We start from the raw sequence: 19,348 nt of genomic DNA on the forward strand, positions 1-19,348 counted from the left end.
GATCACGCACCTGCCTTCCTGAATGTCAATGGAACTACGGTTTTCGCGTCGTAGCGCGCGCTGCATTCCGCCACGTCGTTGGTACCGGCTTTACAGGTAATTTCCGGCATCGGGTAGCGCGAGCCGTCGGCGCAGCGGGCGTTGCCCCGGGTTTTGATCAGCAGCTCACCGTTGCTGTGCAGGCCGGAGAAGACCTCCACGCGGCAGACCACGTTGTCGCCGTGAACGACGCGGGCCGTCCCTTTATTGTTCTGGATCTGATAGCGCAGTGACGGTGGTTTGCCGGTGATCGGATCGGTCACATCCAGCATGACGCGCCAGCTGCCATTAAGAAAACGGGTCGAGCCGGATTTCACCTGACCGGCCTCCATCACCATCGCCTCTTTCGGGATCGCAGTAATCACCACCGGCTCGGCCGCGACCGGGGCCGGGGCTTTCACGGCGGCGACTTCAGCCTGGTGCAGCGGTAAATTCAGCGGCAGAGGTTCGACGGCGGCAACCGGTTTTGGCTCGATGGCCACCGGGGCGGCCGCCACGGCTTTTACCGGCTCAGCGGTGGGGGCGTGCTTCTGCCACAGCAGCGGGCCGGCAACGGCAGCAACCACCACGGCGGCAACCGGCAGCGGCCAGAGTGGAAGGCGGCGTTTTTTCGCGGCCACCACCACCGGGGTCGGTTCCGGCTCGGGCTCGCTGGCGGTCATCACCGGAGCGGGATGCGCCTCGTACAGATCGTCGGCGGTGATATGCACCGTTGAGGGGGCAGCAACCAGCGGTTCATCGGCTTTTTCAAAGACGATGGCCGGTTCCGGCTCGGATTCAGGCTCGGGCTCAACAACCGGGGCAGGCATCGGGGCCGGCAGCAGGGAAGCGCGCAGGCAGTCGAGGATATCCTCCCGCGCATTTTCATTGAGGTTCACAAACCCCCAGAAGGTGATCACCGGCTTGCCGTCCACCAGGAACAGGAAGTTCTCGCCGGGAAACTGAAACGCTTTAGAGAGCAGGGAACCAAACAGCTGCTGGGCGGTTTTTGGCGACTGGAGCGATTTTTTGCTCAGGGACTCGACGCTGGACAGGGTGCTTTCCAGCAGGCGCAGGGCCCGGAAGCGCGCATCTTCGTCGGCGGCTTTCCAGCTGGTCACGGTGCCTTCTGTGGGCGAGTACCAGTCTACCCGGTCGCCTTCATCATTGACCTGCGGGATCGCCAGGCAGTCGACAATCGACTGCTGTTTGCGCAGGCGCAGGGCCTCGCGGATTTGCAATGCTGATTCAAAAACGGCCTGTCCGCCGCCGCCAACGGCCTGAAAATCATCAAGATTGCCGCTGCGTAAAAGGGTTTTTGCCACGATTTGGTCCCATAGACTTTTTCACGCGTCTACTTTACGAAATCTGCGGGCAAGCAAACGGCAGAAGAGACGGCAAAAGCGGCGATTTCTTACAGCATTGAGGCAGCGGAAAGTGCTTGACGTTGAATGTACCTTAAGGCAAATCACTCTCCCGCGGCTGGTGGGAAAATCAGCGGAAATAACTGCTTTAGAATAACCTGATAGTGTTTCGTTATTTGCCAGGGGAGAGGGGCTGTGCTGTTATTACCCTTCTATATAATAAAACCAAACAGGTAATAAACATGTCTACAGGGAAAACGCTCCTCGCGCTGGCATTAAGCGCGTTGTTACCGGCAGGTGCCGCCTCGGCGGCGAAAAACGACACCATTATCTACTGCTCTGAGGCCTCGCCTGAGTCATTCAACCCGCAGATCGCCAGCTCCGGCCCGACCTTTGTCGCCAGTTCGCAGGTGCTGTATAACCGCCTGATTAACTTTGATCCGGTCAAAAATACTCCGGTTCCGTCGCTGGCGGAATCCTGGACCATCTCCCCGGATGGCAAAACCTATACTTTTACCCTGCGCAAAGGGGTGAAGTTCAACAGCAATAAATTCTTCAAACCGACCCGCGACTTTAATGCCGACGACGTTATTTTCTCGGTGCTGCGTCAGAAAGACCCTAATCACCCCTACCACAAGGTGTCACAGGGCAACTATGAATATTTCAATGACGTCGGGCTGGATAAGCTGATTCAGGAGGTGAAGAAGGTAGATGATACCCACGTTCAGTTTGTGCTGAGCGAACCGAATGCCGCGTTCCTCGCCGACTGGGGGATGGACTTTGCCTCGATCCTCTCTGCGGAATATGCCGACGCGATGCTGAAGAAAGGCACCCCGGAGAACGTCGATACCTGGCCGATCGGTACCGGGCCATACGTGCTCCAGCAGTACAAAACCGATTCCCAGATCCGCTATCTGGCTAACCCGAATTACTGGGATGGCGAGGTGCCGACCAAACATCTGATCTTCTCCATCACGCCAAACGTCGAGACCCGTCTGGCGAAGCTGCAGACCAACGAGTGCCAGATTATCCCTGCGCCATCTCCGGTGCAGTTTGATGTGATCAAGAAAAACAACGATCTGACCCTGCACTCGGTGGATGCGCTGAACGTCGGCTATCTGGCGTTTAACACCGAGAAAAAACCGTTTGATAACGTGCTGGTGCGTCAGGCGCTGAACTACGCCACCGATAAAAAAGCGATTATCAACGCGGTATTTATGGGCTCCGGCACGGTGGCAAAATCGCCGATCCCGCCGAATATGATGGGCTTTAATAAAGATCTGCAGGACTACAGCTACGATCCCGAAAAAGCAAAAGCGCTGCTGAAACAGGCCGGACTGGAGCAGGGGGCGGAAGTGACCCTGTGGTCGATGCCGGTGCAGCGTCCGTATAACCCGAACTCACGCCGTATTGCCGAGATGATCCAGAGCGACTGGGCGAAGGTAGGGATTAAAGCGAAGATCGTCTCCTATGAGTGGGGCGAGTATCTCTCCGGGATGCGTAAAGGCGAGCACGACAGCGCGCTGTTTGGCTGGATGTCGGATAACGGCGACCCGGATAACTTCGCCGATGTACTGCTGGGCTGCAACAGCATTAAAACCGGCTCCAATGCTGCGCGCTGGTGCGACAAGGGCTATGATGACCTGGTCCAGAAAGCGAAGCTCACCAGCGACCCGGCTGCCCGCGCGAAGCTCTATAGCCAGGCGCAGGAGATCTTCTACCAGCAGGCGCCGTGGATTGCGCTGGCGAACGGCAAAACCTTCTACGCCACCCGCAGCAACGTCAGCGGGTATAGCGTCAGCCTGATGGGGAGCGATTTCTCGAAGGCGAAGCTTAACTGACAGAGCGCCGGGTGGCGGCTTCGCCTTACCCGGCCTACACATGCACCCGTAGGCCCGGCAAGCGTAGCGCCGCCGGGCAAATGCAAGGAGTGACAATGTCACATTTAGAGGAAGTGATCGCCCGCGTTGATGCGGCGGTTGAGGAAAGCGTGATCGTTCATATGAACGAGCTGCTGATTGAATTAAGCGAAGACACCGAACTCAGCCGGGAAGATCGCTATACCCAGCAGCAGCGGCTGCGCAATACCATCGCCCATCACGGCAAACACTACAAAGAGGAGCAGTAAGCCCGCGAGGAGAGCCTGATCAAAGGCGGGGTGATCCTCTGATGTCAGAATGAGCGCCTTGCCACCAGCCAGGCGCCAATGACCAGCAGCACCGCGCCGCAAACCGGGCCGATCAGCGCCTTCAGCGGCACTCCCTGACTGCGCACCACGTCCATCACCAGACCGCCAATCAACTGGCTGGCGACCAGCACTGCAATGGTCGTCGCGGCCCCGACATACTGATACCCGCTGATGCTGGCAAAAACGAAAAACGACCCCAGCAGGCCAGGGATTAAGGTCCACCAGCGCACCGTATTCACCAGCTCGCTGAACCCGGCCACGCCGTTTTTAATCAGCAGGATCGACACAAACAGCACAATCCCCACCAGCGAGTTGAGCAGCATGGCGATAAGAATAGTGCTCGAAGTCTGGGTAATGCGCACCATCAGGGTATTCTGCACCACCAGACCAATGCCTGCCGCCACCAGAAACACCAGCGTCAGAGACTGATTCATCCGATATTATCCGGATCAGTACGCTCGTCGAGCTGCAGCTGCATAAAGGTCAGATCCAGCCAGCGGCCAAACTTGGTGCCCACCTGCGGCATCTGTCCGGTGGTGACAAAGCCCAGCGTCTCATGCAGATGAAGGGAGGCGCTGTTCTGCGCTTCAATCCCTGCCACCATCACGTGTTTGCCAATGCGCCGCGCTTCTGCGATCAGGGCCTTCATCAGCTCGCGACCAATGCCTTTGCCCTGATGGTCCGGATGAACGTACACCGAGTGCTCCACGGTATGACGAAAGCCGTCAAAGGCGCGCCAGTCACCGAAGGAGGCATAGCCCGTCACCACCTCATTTTCCTCGCTTACCAGCACCGGATATCCCACCATCTGGCGCGCTTCGAACCATGCGATACGGTTATCGGTATCGACCGTAGCATCGTTCCAGATCGCGGCGGTGTGCAGCACCGCGTGGTTATAAATTTCACCGATGGCGGCGCAATCCTCTTTGCAGGCGTGACGAATAATCATGGGGATCCTCGGGCTGAATGTGTTCACTATAGTGGTACGTATTGTCACAATATTACACAGAGCGACGGACTTAGCACTATGCTATAAGTCATAACTTTTTGTTATGTAAAAAGCACCTTGTAATCCATTACTTTCACTATAGTATTACGCGATGACAACTATGCCAGACAATATCAATCAACGGATCAGCGCCCGTATCCGGCTGGAGCGTGAAGCCCGCGGCTGGTCGCTGAGCGAGCTGGCGGAACGCGCCGGTGTCTCACGAGCGATGATCCATAAAATTGAACGCGCAGAGAGCAGCCCGACGGCAACGCTGCTGGCCCGTCTCTCCGGCGCGTTTGGCATCAGTATGTCAACGCTTATCGCGCGCGCTGAACTGCAGGAAGGCAAGCTGTTACGCTTTGCCAACCAGCCGGTCTGGCGCGACCCGCAAACGCACTATCTGCGTCGTCATGTCTCACCTCGCAGCGATCTGCCTATCGATATGGTGCAGGTTGAACTTCCCGGGGGGAGCGATGTACCGATGCCTGCCTCCTCTTATGCCCTTGCACGCCAGCTGATCTGGCTGCAGTCGGGTGAACTGGTCTTTCAGGAAGGCGATACCCGCCACGAAATGCGCGCCGGGGATTGCCTGGAACTGGGGCCGCCAAACGACTGTCGTTTTATCAACGAGAGTCGTGAACCCTGTGTGTATCTGGTGGTGCGGCTCAATCAATCCGGCTCGTAATGCGAAGGCAGGCTGGAGGATATGCAGCTAGTCTCTAAGGACATTTGTGTAATCTGGAGTCATATATGAGTCAGCCTTCTACACCAAACCGTCGTTGGGTTCTCGCTTCGCGTCCAAAGGGCGCCCCGGTTGCCGATAATTTTCGCCTGGAGGAGCGTGCTGTTCCTCCGCTGGCTGAAGGGCAGATCCTGCTCCGTACCGTCTGGCTGTCGCTGGACCCCTATATGCGCGGCCGCATGAGCGATGCGCCATCCTACTCGCCGCCGGTGGAGATCGGGGCGGTGATGGTGGGCGGCACGGTCAGCCGCGTTGAGCAGTCAAATCACCCGGACTATAAAGCCGGGGAATGGGTGCTCGGCTACAGCGGCTGGCAGGAGTATGACGTCTCCGACGGCAGTGGTCTGGTTAAGCTGGGCGATAACCCTGAGCGTCCCTCCTGGGCGCTGGGGGTGCTGGGTATGCCAGGCTTTACCGCCTACATGGGGCTGCTGGATATTGGCCAGCCCAAAGAGGGCGAAACCCTGGTGGTGGCGGCCGCAACCGGTCCGGTTGGGGCTACCGTCGGGCAGATTGGCAAGCTAAAAGGCTGCCGGGTGGTAGGTATTGCCGGGGGCGCGGAGAAATGTCGCCATGCGACCGAGGTGCTGGGCTTTGACCAGTGCATCGATCACCATGCTGCCGATTTTGCTGACCAGCTGGCTAAGGCCTGCCAGGCAGGGATCGACGTCTATTACGAAAACGTGGGCGGGAAGGTGTTCGACGCCGTACTGCCGCTGTTAAACACCGGGGCGCGGGTGCCGGTGTGTGGTCTGGTGAGTGGGTATAACAACGACGCCCTGCCGGACGGCCCGGACAGGCTGCCACTGCTGATGGGTACGTTGCTGAAAAAACGTATTCGCATGCAGGGCTTTATCATCAACCAGGACTATGGCCATCGCATCGAAGAGTTTCAGCAGGAGATGGGCCGCTGGGTCAATGAGGGCAAAATCCACTACCGCGAGCAAGTGGTTGATGGGCTGGACAATGCCCCGCAGTCGCTGATTGGTCTGCTGGAAGGTAAAAATTTCGGCAAAGTCGTGATACGCGTCGCGAAGGATAACTAATAGTACTTGTAAGGGCGGGTAAAACCGCCCTTACGGACTATGCAAAATTCTGAATAACGTCTTTAATAATACATGTCTACAATAACTCAGCCGCAAAATTGACGGATGAGATACCTTAAGAAATCAATTAATTTTAGTTCTGTTTTTATGCGGTCAAGAATACCAGGCATGCAGATACAGGATATATCATCACGCGTCGCTTCACGCCTTTTGCCCATTTGGCAAAGCGCGTTTTGCATCTGTTACAGGAATTGAACATGCTTGATTTGGATAATATAGAAAAAGCGCAGCGCATGAGTCTGACGACTCAGGTGGAAGTGGCGCTGAAAGGGGCGTTAATTGCCGGTTCGCTTAGGCCAGGGTCACGTCTTGTGACGAAAGAGATTGCCGATAAATTAGGCACCAGTATTACTCCGGTTCGTGAAGCACTACTGCGGTTGGTCTCCGCAGGCGTACTGCACGCTGCACCGGCTCAGGCCTTTCTGGTGCCTGAAGTGACACAGGTAGGGTATGACGAGGTCAACCGCATCCGTCGGGAACTGGAGATGTTGGCCGTTGCCGCCGCCTGCGAACGCATGACGGACAGCAAGCTTGAAGAGTTGCGTAAACTCAGTGAGGCGTTTCACGACGCCATGAGCAACAACGATGTGGAGAAGTCTTTGCAGGCCAACCGTATCTTCCGCTTTACCCTGTACAAACACGCAGAAATGCCAACACTCTGCACCCTGATCGAACAGCTGTGGATGCGGATCGGTCCCTGCTTTAGCTACTGGTACGATCAGGATATCGAACTTCCTGCGACTACCTATCGCTATGATGAACTGATCGACGCGCTGGAGAAACGCGATGTTGAACGGTGCCGGGCCGCCGTCGCCGAGGTCGTGGACAAAGCGAATAACCTGCTGCTGCAACAATATTTAGCGTAATATTTAACCGCCAGCGAAACGCTATATTTTTAATATTACCGCTTCGCTTGTTTATTCCCGGCAGACGAATGCCTGCCGGGTAGTTTAATTACTCAAAGCGGTAAGAGATTGATAACCCAACGCCATAATTACGTCCTGGCGCCGGCTCGTAATAACGGCCATTGGATTCATTAACGATCACCGACCCGATATATTCTTTATCGAACAGGTTATCCACGCGACCAAAGAGATCCATTCCCCAGTTACCCAGATTCATCTTATAGCCGGTGTTCAGACCCACGACGGTATAAGAGGGCGCTTTGGCGTTATTCTCGTCATCGGCCTCGATGTCACTCATGTAACGCACATCCGAACCGGCGTACCAACCCTCTTCAGGCTGCCAGCCAAACGAGGCATAGCCCATGTTGCGCGCAATGCCCGGCATCCGGTTGCCGTTACAGTCTGCGTCGCCGCAGACGTTGCTGCGGTAAGTGGCATCCAGGTAGGTCCACGCCATTTTCAGCTTCCAGTTTTCAGCAAACCGCTGGTCAAGGCCGAGCTCCACGCCCTGACGACGGGTTTTGCCGGCGTTTTTGTAGCTGGTGCGTCCGCCTGCGCTAGCGTCCACCACGATCTCATCGTCGGTATCGGTACGGAACAGCGCCGCGGTGAACAGGCCGTTGCCGATCCGCGTTTTGCTCCCCACTTCATAGGTGTTGTTGGTGGACGGCTTCAGGCCGAAGTTCAGGCCGCTCTGGTTATCGGTACGGTAGGAGAGTTCGTTTATGGTCGGCGTCTCAAAACCACGGCCTGCGGCGGCATACAGGTTCCATGCGTCGGTCACGCGGTACTTCAGCGCACCTGCCGGAAGCCATTTATGGTAGCTGGCCTCGCCGCTGTCATCGCCGTTGGCACCCTGCACATAGTGGTCGTTCGAGTCGAACCATACGGAGCTGTAGCGCACGCCCGCATCAAGGGAGAGCTTATCCGTCAGCTGCCAGTTGGTTTGCAGGTAGGGATCGACGTTCCACATCAGGTTGCGCTCGTCGCGGCGTTTCGCCCCTTTCACGCCGTAGTCCGGAGTCCCGTTGTTCATCACGTAGTTTTCATAGCCGCGACGATCTTCACTCAGGTTTTCGTAGTTCAGGCCGGTGGTGAAGGTCATCGGTACCAGCAGCTCCCCGCGGTGGGTCCAGCGGGTGTCGATCCCCTGGTAGTGGCGCTGCATGTCGATCACGCCGCCCGCGTGGGTGGGACGCAGCTGGGGCTGGTACGGAATCGACTGGTACTGAGTCATCTCGCGTTCGCCCGCATAGGCCATCACGCTAAGGTCATCCTGCGCGCTCAGCTGGCGCTCATAGCGCAGGCCAGCCTGGGTCTGCTTGATGGTCTTACGGGTGTTGTATTGATCGCCGCGCGGGGACTGGCGCGGGTTATCCCGCCACTCCTGATAGTCAAGGCCGCCGGGATCGTTGGCTTTCATATCCACGCTGTTGAAAATCAGGGTCAGCTTGCTGGCGTCGTCGATGCGCACGCCCAGTTTGGCGTTGGCGAGGTTTTTACGCGCGCCGCTGTGATCGCGATAGCCGTGGGTGGTGAAGCGGGTGGTGGAGACGGTGTAATCCACATCCCCTGGCTGAGTGCCGTCGCCCATCGCGCCGGTGGCCTTCATGCCGTAACGCCAGCTGCCGTAGCTGCCGTAATAGCTGCTGGCCTCCACGGTATCAGGCTGGCGTCCGGTTTCGGTGGTCATGTTTATCACGCCGCCCGAGGCGTTGCCGTACAGGGCGGAGAACGGCCCGCGCAGGACCTCGACGCTCTCGATACTGTTGAGATCGATATTCGACGTTTGCCCCTGGCCGTCTGGCATGGTGGCCGGGATCCCGTCGACATACAGACGAATACCGCGCACCCCGAAGGTGGAACGCGCCCCGAAACCACGGGTCGATAACTGGAGGTCCTGGGCGTAGTTCTGCCGGTTCTGGATTTGCAGTCCTGGCACGCTGCCAAGCGTTTCAGAGAGATTAATACGCGGGGTGGCGTGGCGCATATCGTCGCCGTTGACCACGCTGACCGCAGCAGGGGTATCCAGCTCAGAGAGCGTTTGTGGCGACGCGCTGACGATCATGGTCTGCTCTTCTGCCGCCAGGGTGGCAACAGGAGAAAAAATAACAGGAACCAACAGCAGGGGAAGCGTTGCCTTACGGGCAGAAAAGATTTTCATTAATAAAAAGCCGCTTAAGGAAATGACGAACCAAATGGAACATGTGCTTACATGGTAAATCTTTTGTAAATGTTTTGAAAACCATAACAGCACATAGCGTTAAGCAAAGTGTAGGTTAAATCGGCGGTTCGTCCTGACGCGATCAAGAATTACTCCACATTGCGATAAATAATGATTACTATTCTCATCCATAATCAGGCGAAGCGATGACTTTGCCAGCCGGAAGCGATGTCAGCGATACCATTTACGTTAAAAGGGAGTTGTTATGAATTTACGTCACCTGTGCTCGCCGCGTCTGCGTGGCTCACTGCTGTTAGGTACTCTGCTGGTCGCCGGGACCTTTAATGTTCACGCTGCAGAAGAGATGCTGCGTAAAGCAGTTGGTAAAGGCGCGTATGAGATGGCCGTCAGCCAGCAGGAGAATGCGCTGTGGGTCGCCACCACGCAGAGCCGCAAAACCGATAAGGGTGGGGTGGTTTACCGTCTCGATCCGCTGACGCTGGAAGTTACCCAGGCGATTCATAGCGATCTGAAACCTTTTGGCGCGACCATCAACAACGCTACCCAGACGCTGTGGTTTGGTAACACCACCAACAGCGCGGTGACCGCAATTGATGCCAAAACCGGTGACGTGAAGGGCCGTCTGGTGCTTGACGACCGTAAGCGCAGCGAAACCGTTAAACCGCTGCAGCCGCGTGAGCTGGTGGCCGATGACACCACCAATACCGTCTATATCACCGGCATTGGTAAAGAGAGCGTGATTTGGGTAGTGGATGGCGAAACGCTGAAGCTGAAAGAGACCATTACCGGCACCGGTAAGTTCAGCACCGGTCTGGCGCTGGATGCGCAGGCGAAACGTCTGTACACCACCAACGGTGACGGCGAGCTGCTGACCATCGATACCGCGACCCACAAAATCATCGAGCGCAAGAAACTACAGGACGACGGGAAAGAGCACTTCTACCTGAACCTGAGCCTCGACGTGAAAGGCCAGCGCGCGTTTATTACCGACTCTAAGCAGCCGGAAGTGCTGGTTGTCTCCCTGAAAGATGGCAGCGTCATCAGTAAAGTGGCGGCGCCGGAATCACTGGCAGTGCTGTTTAACCCGGCACTCAATGAAGCCTACGTGACCCACCGCGAGGCGGGCAAGGTGAGCGTGATTGACGCGAAAACCTATAAAGTGACGAAGACTCACGACACCCCAACTTTCCCGAACAGCCTGGCGCTCTCCGCCGACGGTAAAACCCTGTTCGTGACCGTGAAGCAGAAGTCTTCCCGCCAGCAGGAAGCCACCCAGCCGGATGATGTGATCCGTATCGCGCTGTAAGGTGAGTGCCGTGCCGGGTGACGGCTTCGCCTTACCCGGCCTACAACACCACGTAAACCGTAGGCCCGTGCAAGCATAGCGCCGCCGGGCAAAGGCAGCGCTTGTTGTAACCGGGCCTATATTTGTGCCGATCCGCCATCAACAAACAGCTCACTTCCATTCACATAACTGCTGTCATCGGAGGCCAGGAACAAGGCCGCAGCCGCCACCTCTGCGGGTTCAGCAAGCCGGCCCAGCGGCGTTGTCGATTCCACCGCGCGGATCATCTCCTGGTTGAACGTTTTATCTGATGAAAGGCCATGCCAGCCTGGGGTTGAGGTTGCGCCCGGCACCAGAACATTGACCCTGATTTTCCGCGGCGCCAGCTCCATTATCCAGCTCCGGGCAAAATTGCGCACGGCGGCTTTACTGGCGCTGTAGACGCTAAAGGCCGGTACGCCTGTCGTGGCACTGGTTGAGCCCGTCAGAATCACAGAGGCACCGTCCTTCAGTAACGGCAGCGCTTTTTGCACGGTGAAAAGCGTGCCTTTCACGTTGGTGTCAAAGATGCGGTGGTATTGCTCTTCAGTGATATCCGTTAAGGATGCGAAATCACCGCCGCCCGCATTGGCAAACAGAACGTCAATCTGACCCGCCTGCTGGCGAACCGTATCGAATAACGCGTCCAGATCCCCCATTTTTGAAATATCGCTGGGAATGCCGATCGCGTTATTCCCTACCTCTTTTACCGCCTCTTCCAGCTCTCTGGCGCGTCGCCCGGTCATAAAGACACGTGCCCCTTCAGCCGCAAACCGTTTAGCCGATGCCAGACCAATTCCACTGTTGGCACCCGTAATAACCACAACTTTACCTGCTAATTTACCCATGTTGATGTCCAGTTTTCGAAGCGGAAATGCAGTGTAATTGGCTACTTTCATATATACTAGTACCTACCAAAAGGTATGTATGGAGAAAAATAATGAATGCCGTTTGCGGCCTCGACGTGGCCTTGCGTTACATAGGTGGGAAGTGGAAACCGATTCTGTTATTCCACCTTCAGTTCAGCCCACGCCGCTTTGGCGAACTCAAGCGGCTCGTTGAAGGTATCAGTGAGAAAGTGCTAATCCAGCAGCTTAAAGACTTAACCGAGGACGGGATCCTGGTAAGGTATGATTTCAAAGAGGTGCCACCTAAGGTGGAATACTCAATTACAGAGTTTGGTCGCACATTGGCGCAGGCGCTGCAGCCGCTGTGCGAATGGGGAAATGCCAACCGTGCAAACGTCCCGGTAGATGAACAGTAATTTTATTGCGGACGCTGGCACAGGCCGCTCGCCAGCTGCGTAAATACCGCAATAATGTCCGGCAGCGCTTTCTGTGGGTCCTGGCTGGCCGCTATCCACAGGGCCGCGCTCATGGCAGCGCTGTTTAACATGTAAGCCGCGGCGTCTGCGTCCACCGGTTTTATCACGCCGCCTTCGAGCATTTTGATGATGCTCTGACGGGTCGACTCCAGGCAGCTCAGCTGACCCGGCCACTGGGCGGGATCGCCCAGAAACGCCGGGCCATCGAGCAGAACGATGCGTTGCACCTCCGGATCCAGCGCCATTTTGATATAGGCGACCCCTTCGGCTAACAATCTTTCCCAGTCATCAACCACCTCAGCGGCCTCAGCCTTAGCGCGTTGCGCCATTTCTCCATCAATCTGGTCGACAACTGCAGCGAGAAGTCCCTTTTTATCGCCAAAATTGTGGTATAGCGCCCCGCGGGTCAAGCCGACGCTGGCCGTGAGGTCATCCATTGATGCCGCGACAAAGCCCTTTTCGGCAAAGGCTTTACGCGCTGCCGCGATCAATTTTTCGCGGTTCTCTTCCATCGTTTCGCTGCGGCGTTTGGCCATCACAGGTTCTCCATCTTCATTTGACATACACGGCGTATGTGTGATTAATTTGACATACGCCGCGTATATTAAATCATCCGTACGCGTTTTTCACCCTCGATACAGTACAGGACACGCTATGATCCAGCGCGAACCGGTTTTCCCTGCCAACCGACATGCTCTCTATGAAGAGCACGGTTATTCTGCCGCGATCCGTTCCGGCGATTTGCTGTTTGTCTCCGGTCAGGTGGGCAGCCGCGCCGATGGCACGCCGGAGCCGGATTTTGCAGCTCAGGTGCAGCTTGCTTTTGATAACCTGAAAGCGACCCTTGCCGCGGCGGGGTGTACGTTCGATGATCTGATTGATGTCACGACCTTCCACACCGATCCGCAAAATCAGTTTGCAACGATCATGGAGGTCAAACAGGCTACATTCCCGCAGCCGCCTTATCCGAACTGGACCGCCGTTGGCGTGACCTGGCTGGCAGGATTTGATTTCGAAATCAAGGTTATCGCCCGCATTCCGCAGTAACCGTAGGCCCGGGCAAAAAAAAGGGAAGGCCTTTGCCTTCCCTTTTTTAGTAACGCTTTTACCTTGAGGTCTCTTCCAACAGCGGACCATCGCGCTTTTCATCGTCCGGATGGACCGGCGCGGTGCTGTGGATCTCATGCACGCGCTTACGCACGCCAAACCAGCCAGCCACCAGCAGGACTGCCAGCAGTGGGATCGTGGCGATGGTGTAAGTGCCGTTCGGGTAGTCGAACGCCATCAGCACCAGCACGCTGAACAGGAACAAGAGGGTCAGCCAGGAGGTGACCGGCGCGCCCGGCATTTTGAAGCTCACGTCAGCCGCGGTGCCTTCTTTAATCGCTTTGCGCAGACGCATCTGGCACACCACGATAAAGGCCCAGGAGGCGATAATGCCCAGCGCCGCCACGTTAAGCACGATCTCAAACACCTGCGACGGCACCAGATAGTTCAGGAACACGCCGAAGACGTACACCACCAGGGTCGCCAGAATGCCCGCGTATGGCACCTGCTGCTTGCTCATCTTCGACATAAACTTCGGCGCAGAACCGCCCATCGACATGGAGCGCAGGATACGGCCAGTAGAGTAGAGGCCGGAGTTCAGGCTGGAGAGCGCCGCGGTCAGAACCACGATGTTCATGATGCTGCCCACGTAGGGCACGCCCAGCTTGGAGAAGAAGGTCACGAACGGGCTTTGCCCCGCCTGATAGGCGTTCCACGGCAGGAGCAGAACCAGCAGCACCACGGAGCCGACATAGAACAGGCCGATACGCCAGATCACACTGTTGATCGCTTTTGGCACCATGTTCTCGGGATCTTTACATTCGCCTGCCGCCGTACCCACCAGCTCAATGGAGGCAAAGGCGAACACCACGCCCTGAATCAGCACCAGCGCAGGCAACAGGCCATGCGGGAAGAAACCGCCGTTATCGGTGATCAGGTGGAAGCCAGTCATGTTGCCGTCCAGCGGTTTACCGGTGCCAAGGAACACCGTACCCACCACCAGGAAGATGACAATCGCCAGTACCTTAACCAGCGCAAACCAGAACTCCATCTCGGCGAACCACTTCACGCCGATCATGTTCATGGTCCCGACGATCGCCAGCGCGCCAAGGGCAAACACCCACTGCGGTACATCGCCAAACGCGCCCCAGTAGTGCATGTACAGGGCCACCGCAGTGATATCCACGATCCCGGTCATCGCCCAGTTGACGAAGTACATCCAGCCCGCCACATAGGCGGCTTTTTCACCGAGGAATTCACGGGCGTAGGAGACGAAGCTGCCGCTGGACGGACGGTGTAATACCAGTTCGCCAAGGGCACGGAGAATAAAGAAGGAGAAGATCCCGCACACCAGATAGACCAGGGCGAGGGCCGGGCCAGCCATCTGCAGACGGGCGCCTGCACCTAAAAACAGCCCCGTACCGATAGCGCCGCCGATGGCGATCATCTGCACCTGACGGTTGCCCATCGCCTTGTGATAGCCCTCTTCGTGGGCGTTCAGCCAGCGACGTTTCGCAGCCTGATGATCGGCCGCGCTTTTATTGCTTGTTTTCATTGAGTTACCTGTTTACCTGTCAAAATCACTTTCATGATGTCCGTACCCGGCAGTCGCAATACAAACGATTGCTCTTGCGCGGAAATGTGCTGCCTTTCCAGTCATTCTGCGTATGGATAAGGCAAAACATGGCGAAGCATCCTACCTGCAATTAATAATCGACGCAAAAAATAACGGGGCGAAAGTGATGTATGTCGACGTAAATATCAGGCGCTGAAGATTGGCTGGAAAAGGTTACTGACGACCCGTATCCGCAGCCGTAAACCATCTCTTTTTAATCAGGTGCAGAAGCGACACGTCCGTGGGGTGAACCACCGCATGCAGCGCCCGGGTATAGTCCAGCACCAACCCGGGTGTCCAGGCCATATTAGTGGCGCGCTTGCGCAGCTGCGCGGCGATCCACAGCTCCGGAATAAACAGCAGCCGCACAAAACCGCCCCGGGAGCAGCGCTCTTTTAAGGCTCCGTCGAGGGCCGCTTCGAGGGCGTACGCCACGCTGCTGGAACAGTTGCGCCAGGTCAGATTGTAGGTTTCGGTTTGTCGGTAGTGGGTCCAGAAATGGGTTAACGATGCCACATTGAAGGTGGAGAAGTGGATTTTGCGATCGGACTCGCACCACATATTGGCTTCAAAGCGGTAATCCGGTTGATACTTGCCCGCCACCGTATTCGCTTCTACCGCTTTCAGCAGGTTGAAAAACTCCGAAGGCGACCGGTCGATCTCCGCCGCCGGATAGAGGCTGATATAGAGGGCAGGAGGAACCTCAAGCGCTGCATGGCCGGTTGAGATCACCCCGTTGGCGTCGACAGCGGCGATATAGCGGTTGATCACCGGGCGCGGTAGGGTTTGCTGTTTAGCCGAACCTTCCGGGGTCCAGACGTGAACGATCAGCTGATGGCCCGGCGTGTTTGCTACCGCCTGGGGCAGCGTCTCGCGCCCGGCGGTCATCAGCGTCTGCGGGGCGAGAATATCGAACACTGAGCGACCCTGGCGGATCTGGCGCATCCGCAGGGAGAGGATCACCGATTGCAGCCCGCCGGTGAGCATCACCATGCCGATAAACTGCGAGACGGTGCCGTCATGTTCGGTCGGAAAGGGCAGGAACAGGAAAATGGCAAACAGGATCTGTAACACCCCGGACAGCAGGGCCCGACGCCAGTGGGTAAAGCGCACCACCACCGCAGAAGCGATGGTGAACAGGCCGGTAATGAAGTACGCAATCCCAAAGACGATCGCCAGCACCAGGGTGCCATCGTGGCGACCCGACAGGATCAGAATGGCGATTAACAGGAACACGCCGCCCTTAAAGTAAAAAATGCCGCGCTGAGTCCCTTTGGCCGCCGAGCCCAGCGCCAGCGACACCATGCTGTCGAGCAGCAGAAACAGGCCAAAGACGTGCAGCGGGAAATGCAGCCCACCCTGCAGACCATCAATAAAAATGGCCAGCCCCAGCCCGCCCCAGAGCATGCCTGCCACCATAAAGAAGGGTGCCGCCTTGCGGACAAACGCCGCCCCGGCGAGTAAAAAGGCGATCTGCAGCATGGTTAACCCTCCTCCTGCGGTGCGGGCTGAAACAGGCTTCCCTGGTCCTCAGACCAGAATGCGACAATCACCGGGCGATCCTTATCGCTCATCATCAGCATATTTCGCTCTGTTAAGGTGATGGGCGGATGGCCTGCAATCGCCAGCGTAAAACGAAACGTCTCAGCAACGGGCTGGTTGTTCGCCACCGCCTGCCAGCGGGCGGCCATCCGGGCCTGCTGCTGCGGATCGGGCACCAGGGCCAGCAGCGCTTCCCGGTGGGTGACCGGGGCTAACGCGGCGGCGAGCGTCGGGTCCGCATGAGGATCCCAGCTCATCCGGCCGGTTTCGGGATCGAGGGTGTAGGCCATCGCCCGGGAATGACGACCGGCCGTGCTGTGCATTTTCTGGGCGCGGATAAACACCAGCAGCAGGGCGGCGGCAGAAAGATAACACTGCGCCAGTAAGACCGACTCTTCCGGCGTCAAACGGGCAAAATAAAAGGGGCCGGTTTCCCGCCAGGAGGCATAGATCACCCCGGCGCTAAACAGGATAAACGCCAGCGACGCCAGCCGATTCCCGCAGATAACGGTGGCGGCAGTCAACAGAACCAACGGCAGGCAGGCCAGGGCGTAAATCACGGCGACATTGTCGCTGGGGTCGGGCACGTTGCTGAAGATATACAGGGTCGCCAGCAAGACGGCGAAAACTAAACAGACACCCGCCAGCGACTCACGCCGCGCCTGTTTATCAGCCGGGGACAGCAGACCCATCAGCGGCGGGGTAACAAACAGCGTGCCGGTGACATTAGCGCTCCAGGCGATCCACAGCCATTGCATCTGTACGCTCCCGGCCAGCAGGGAGAGCCAGCCAACCCCCGCCAGCGCCGCCAGGGCACTGATGACAATCGTCGAGATCACCCAGGTAACGATTTTGTGCAACTGGTCGTAGCCCCGGGAAAAGTAGCGCACGCACCAGGCAATCCCTACCTGGCTGGTGAGCGAAAACAGGGCCAGCACCAGCGAGACGTGAAACGTATGATGAAAGGTCAATCCCAGCGCCAGGCGGGCGAGGAACAGGGTAAACCACAGCGCGAGCCACTGCTTTCGCGCGGTAATAAGGAAGGCGGCGACGGCCACGCCCGACGGCAGCCAGATAAAGGCCACCCGGCTTTCCGGGCCGTCGAGGTATAAGGAGATCCAGCCCAGCAGATAGTAGAGCGCCCCCCAGGCGAGTAACGAAACCGTTAACGTCAGTTTATCTGCTTTCATCCAGGCTCCCGGCTGCAACTAGCGCTTTAAAAAGATATGACCTTTTCGCCGGGTTAGCCATTTTTGCCGCGGCGTCAGCCGCCAAACACCGCAATCGCCTGCTGCAGGCGGGTGGTGCGTTGGGTGAGGTGGTTGGCCGCCTGGGTGACGTGCTCCACCATCCCGGTGTTGTTATGGGTCATCACTCCGATACGGGAAATGGACTCATTAATCAGGGTCAGCGCCTGGGTCTGCTCCTGAGTGGCGTGGCCGATCTCTTTAATCAGTGCCGACATGTTCAGCACGTTGCCGATCATGGTGGTTAGCTGGGTTTCGGTTTGCTCGACCATATTGACCCCGGCGTTGACGCTGGCGACGTTCTTCTCGATAAGCGACGCGATCTCCTTCGCGGCAGACGCTGAGTGCTGGGCCAGATTACGCACTTCGGCGGCCACCACCGCAAAACCGCGGCCTGCTTCCCCGGCGCGGGCGGCTTCCACCGCGGCATTCAGCGCCAGGATATTGGTCTGGAAGGCGATACGGTCGATCACCGCGATGATATCGACTATCTGGCCGTTATCACGCGATACCGACTGCATCACGCCGATGGTCTGCTTCATCACCGCTTCGCCGCTGTAAGCGCTGGCGCTGGTCTGGTCGGCCATGCGGATGGCGTCTTCCGCCGTCTGGGCCGTCTGTTGTACCGCGCTGGCAATCTCTTCCACCGCCGCGGCGGTCTGCTGCAGATCTCCCGAGGTCTCCTCCGAGCGGGCCTGCAGGGCATCGCCTTCTTTAGCCACCTGCTGGCTGATGGCGCGGATACCGCTGATTTGCGTCCCGACATCATCTACCAGTGAATTCAGGTTTAATCCGGACTGATTAACCAGCCGCATCATCAGGCCAATCTCATCGACGCGATCGAAGTGGTAATAATCGGTCTTGCGGCCCGAGACCACGCGCTGCATCTGTTTAACAATGGTTTTCACCGGGCGGCAGATCTGGGCATTAAGAAATAACGCCAGCAAAATAAACAGCACCGCCAGTCCGCAGGTTTGCAATAACGCGCCAGGGAATAATAAAGGAAGCGTCAGGGCAACCAGGGCGGTAATACCAAGGGAGTAATTGACCCGCTTTGCAGTGCTGAGCCGTTTGAAAATAGAGAGGAAGGAGAATATACCCCGACGCACCAGCACGCCTTTATAAAAGCGATGGCTTTTTAATTCGTTATTTCGTACCCGCTGATAAAGCGCTTCACTGGCATCGACCTCATGACGTTCGGGAATATTCCGCACCGAAATATAACCGGTCAGAGTGTCATTCTGGTAGACCGGCGTAACGTTGGCCCGCACCCAGTAGTGATCCCCGTTGTGGCGGCGGTTCTTTACCAGCCCGGTCCAGCTCTCGCCCTGCTGCAGGGTAAACCACATATCGCCAAACGCCTCCGGAGGCATATCCGGATGGCGGATCACATTATGCGGTTCACCAATAAGATGTTCTTCTTTATAACCACTGGCATCAATAAAGGCCGAGTTCGCGTACGTAATATGACTCAGGGTATCGGTGGTCGACATTAAGGTCGACCCTTCGTTAAGCAAGTACTCGTTTTGTGTAACGTGATTGTTACGCCTCATGAATAACTCCATGGTGATGTCTGTGTAAAAGAGTAGCCGCCCGACAAAAGAGTCAGGCAAGGTTGGATGTTTATTCTGTAATATTACGGCTGGCGTATTCTCCACAAAAAGTAATGAATTAGAAAGCGCCGCAATTAACTATTTTTTTGTATTAACCGGTATCTATGTAATAAAAATGCAATCAGCAGGATGCAAAT

General features: G+C 56.9%; 18 protein-coding genes. 8 read left to right on the forward strand and 10 right to left on the reverse strand.

Features of this window, described 5'->3' with window-relative positions; all coding sequences use genetic code 11:
- Positions 1 to 2: 2 nt before the first annotated feature.
- Positions 3 to 1,343 (reverse strand): SrfA family protein, encoded by a 1,341-nt coding sequence (locus tag M8318_RS03905; RefSeq protein ID WP_262661015.1) that lies wholly within the window; start codon positions 1,341 to 1,343, stop codon positions 3 to 5.
- A 281-nt stretch (positions 1,344 to 1,624) separates the two neighbouring features.
- Here M8318_RS03905 and M8318_RS03910 point away from each other — a divergent pair, with 281 nt between their 5' ends.
- Positions 1,625 to 3,223 carry an ABC transporter substrate-binding protein gene (locus tag M8318_RS03910; RefSeq protein ID WP_106992958.1) on the forward strand — a complete coding sequence of 533 codons (1,599 nt, stop codon included), beginning with the start codon at positions 1,625 to 1,627 and terminating at the stop codon, positions 3,221 to 3,223.
- A 95-nt stretch (positions 3,224 to 3,318) separates the two neighbouring features.
- On the forward strand, positions 3,319 to 3,510 hold the full coding sequence (locus M8318_RS03915; protein WP_262661016.1) for a YdcY family protein: 192 nt from the start codon (positions 3,319 to 3,321) through the stop codon (positions 3,508 to 3,510).
- A 44-nt stretch (positions 3,511 to 3,554) separates the two neighbouring features.
- On the opposite strand, the gene M8318_RS03920 is transcribed toward M8318_RS03915, so the two are convergent.
- Both M8318_RS03920 and M8318_RS03925 read right to left on the reverse strand, forming a co-directional pair.
- Positions 3,555 to 4,004 (reverse strand): DMT family transporter, encoded by a 450-nt coding sequence (locus M8318_RS03920; RefSeq protein WP_262661017.1) that lies wholly within the window; start codon positions 4,002 to 4,004, stop codon positions 3,555 to 3,557.
- Positions 4,001 to 4,519, reverse strand: a complete 519-nt coding sequence (locus M8318_RS03925) for a GNAT family N-acetyltransferase (RefSeq protein WP_262661018.1) — start codon at positions 4,517 to 4,519, stop codon at positions 4,001 to 4,003. Before M8318_RS03925 ends, M8318_RS03920 begins: the two co-directional genes overlap by 4 nt.
- Before the next feature lie 151 nt (positions 4,520 to 4,670).
- Between M8318_RS03925 and M8318_RS03930 the strand changes: the two genes are divergently transcribed.
- From M8318_RS03930 to M8318_RS03940, 3 genes are all read left to right on the forward strand, one after another.
- A complete protein-coding gene (locus M8318_RS03930; protein ID WP_166182517.1) occupies positions 4,671 to 5,246 on the forward strand; it encodes a helix-turn-helix domain-containing protein in 576 nt (191 codons plus the stop codon).
- Positions 5,247 to 5,311: 65 nt separating this feature from the next.
- Complete coding sequence (locus M8318_RS03935) at positions 5,312 to 6,349, forward strand: NADP-dependent oxidoreductase (protein ID WP_262661019.1); 1,038 nt, start codon at positions 5,312 to 5,314, stop codon at positions 6,347 to 6,349.
- A 257-nt stretch (positions 6,350 to 6,606) separates the two neighbouring features.
- Entirely contained in the window at positions 6,607 to 7,275 is a 669-nt protein-coding gene (locus M8318_RS03940) for a GntR family transcriptional regulator (RefSeq protein ID WP_262661020.1), read from the forward strand.
- An 88-nt stretch (positions 7,276 to 7,363) separates the two neighbouring features.
- Here the strand turns inward: M8318_RS03940 and pqqU are convergent, their stop codons facing one another.
- The gene (gene pqqU, locus M8318_RS03945; RefSeq protein WP_262661021.1) at positions 7,364 to 9,478 is read right to left on the reverse strand and encodes a TonB-dependent receptor PqqU; all 2,115 of its coding nucleotides are present in this window, start codon (positions 9,476 to 9,478) and stop codon (positions 7,364 to 7,366) included.
- 265 nt (positions 9,479 to 9,743) lie between these two features.
- On the opposite strand from pqqU, the gene yncE reads away from it, so the two are divergent.
- A complete protein-coding gene (gene yncE, locus M8318_RS03950; RefSeq protein ID WP_262661022.1) occupies positions 9,744 to 10,805 on the forward strand; it encodes a 7-bladed beta-propeller protein YncE in 1,062 nt (353 codons plus the stop codon).
- A gap of 116 nt (positions 10,806 to 10,921) precedes the next feature.
- Here the strand turns inward: yncE and M8318_RS03955 are convergent, their stop codons facing one another.
- Positions 10,922 to 11,671, reverse strand: coding sequence for an SDR family NAD(P)-dependent oxidoreductase (locus M8318_RS03955; RefSeq protein ID WP_262661023.1), 750 nt, complete (start codon positions 11,669 to 11,671; stop codon positions 10,922 to 10,924).
- Between the two features lie 92 nt (positions 11,672 to 11,763).
- Between M8318_RS03955 and M8318_RS03960 the strand changes: the two genes are divergently transcribed.
- Positions 11,764 to 12,087: a winged helix-turn-helix transcriptional regulator gene (locus M8318_RS03960; protein ID WP_262661024.1), complete on the forward strand. Its 324-nt coding sequence runs from the start codon at positions 11,764 to 11,766 to the stop codon at positions 12,085 to 12,087.
- 2 nt (positions 12,088 to 12,089) lie between these two features.
- Here the strand turns inward: M8318_RS03960 and M8318_RS03965 are convergent, their stop codons facing one another.
- Entirely contained in the window at positions 12,090 to 12,683 is a 594-nt protein-coding gene (locus tag M8318_RS03965; protein WP_269468299.1) for a TetR/AcrR family transcriptional regulator, read from the reverse strand.
- Between the two features lie 118 nt (positions 12,684 to 12,801).
- Between M8318_RS03965 and M8318_RS03970 the strand changes: the two genes are divergently transcribed.
- Positions 12,802 to 13,194 carry a RidA family protein gene (locus M8318_RS03970; RefSeq protein ID WP_262661026.1) on the forward strand — a complete coding sequence of 131 codons (393 nt, stop codon included), beginning with the start codon at positions 12,802 to 12,804 and terminating at the stop codon, positions 13,192 to 13,194.
- A 58-nt stretch (positions 13,195 to 13,252) separates the two neighbouring features.
- On the opposite strand, the gene ansP is transcribed toward M8318_RS03970, so the two are convergent.
- The 4 genes from ansP to M8318_RS03990 form a co-directional block, all read right to left on the reverse strand.
- Entirely contained in the window at positions 13,253 to 14,749 is a 1,497-nt protein-coding gene (gene ansP / locus M8318_RS03975) for an L-asparagine permease (protein WP_262661027.1), read from the reverse strand.
- 234 nt (positions 14,750 to 14,983) lie between these two features.
- Positions 14,984 to 16,291, reverse strand: coding sequence for an HdeD family acid-resistance protein (locus tag M8318_RS03980; protein WP_262661028.1), 1,308 nt, complete (start codon positions 16,289 to 16,291; stop codon positions 14,984 to 14,986).
- 2 nt (positions 16,292 to 16,293) lie between these two features.
- Complete coding sequence (locus tag M8318_RS03985) at positions 16,294 to 17,541, reverse strand: MASE1 domain-containing protein (protein WP_262661029.1); 1,248 nt, start codon at positions 17,539 to 17,541, stop codon at positions 16,294 to 16,296.
- Between the two features lie 74 nt (positions 17,542 to 17,615).
- A complete protein-coding gene (locus M8318_RS03990) occupies positions 17,616 to 19,151 on the reverse strand; it encodes a methyl-accepting chemotaxis protein (protein ID WP_262661030.1) in 1,536 nt (511 codons plus the stop codon).
- Positions 19,152 to 19,348: the final 197 nt, after the last annotated feature.

The organism is Leclercia tamurae (genome assembly GCF_025566055.1).
In the GTDB taxonomy this organism is placed as follows: Bacteria; Pseudomonadota; Gammaproteobacteria; order Enterobacterales; family Enterobacteriaceae; genus Enterobacter; species Enterobacter tamurae.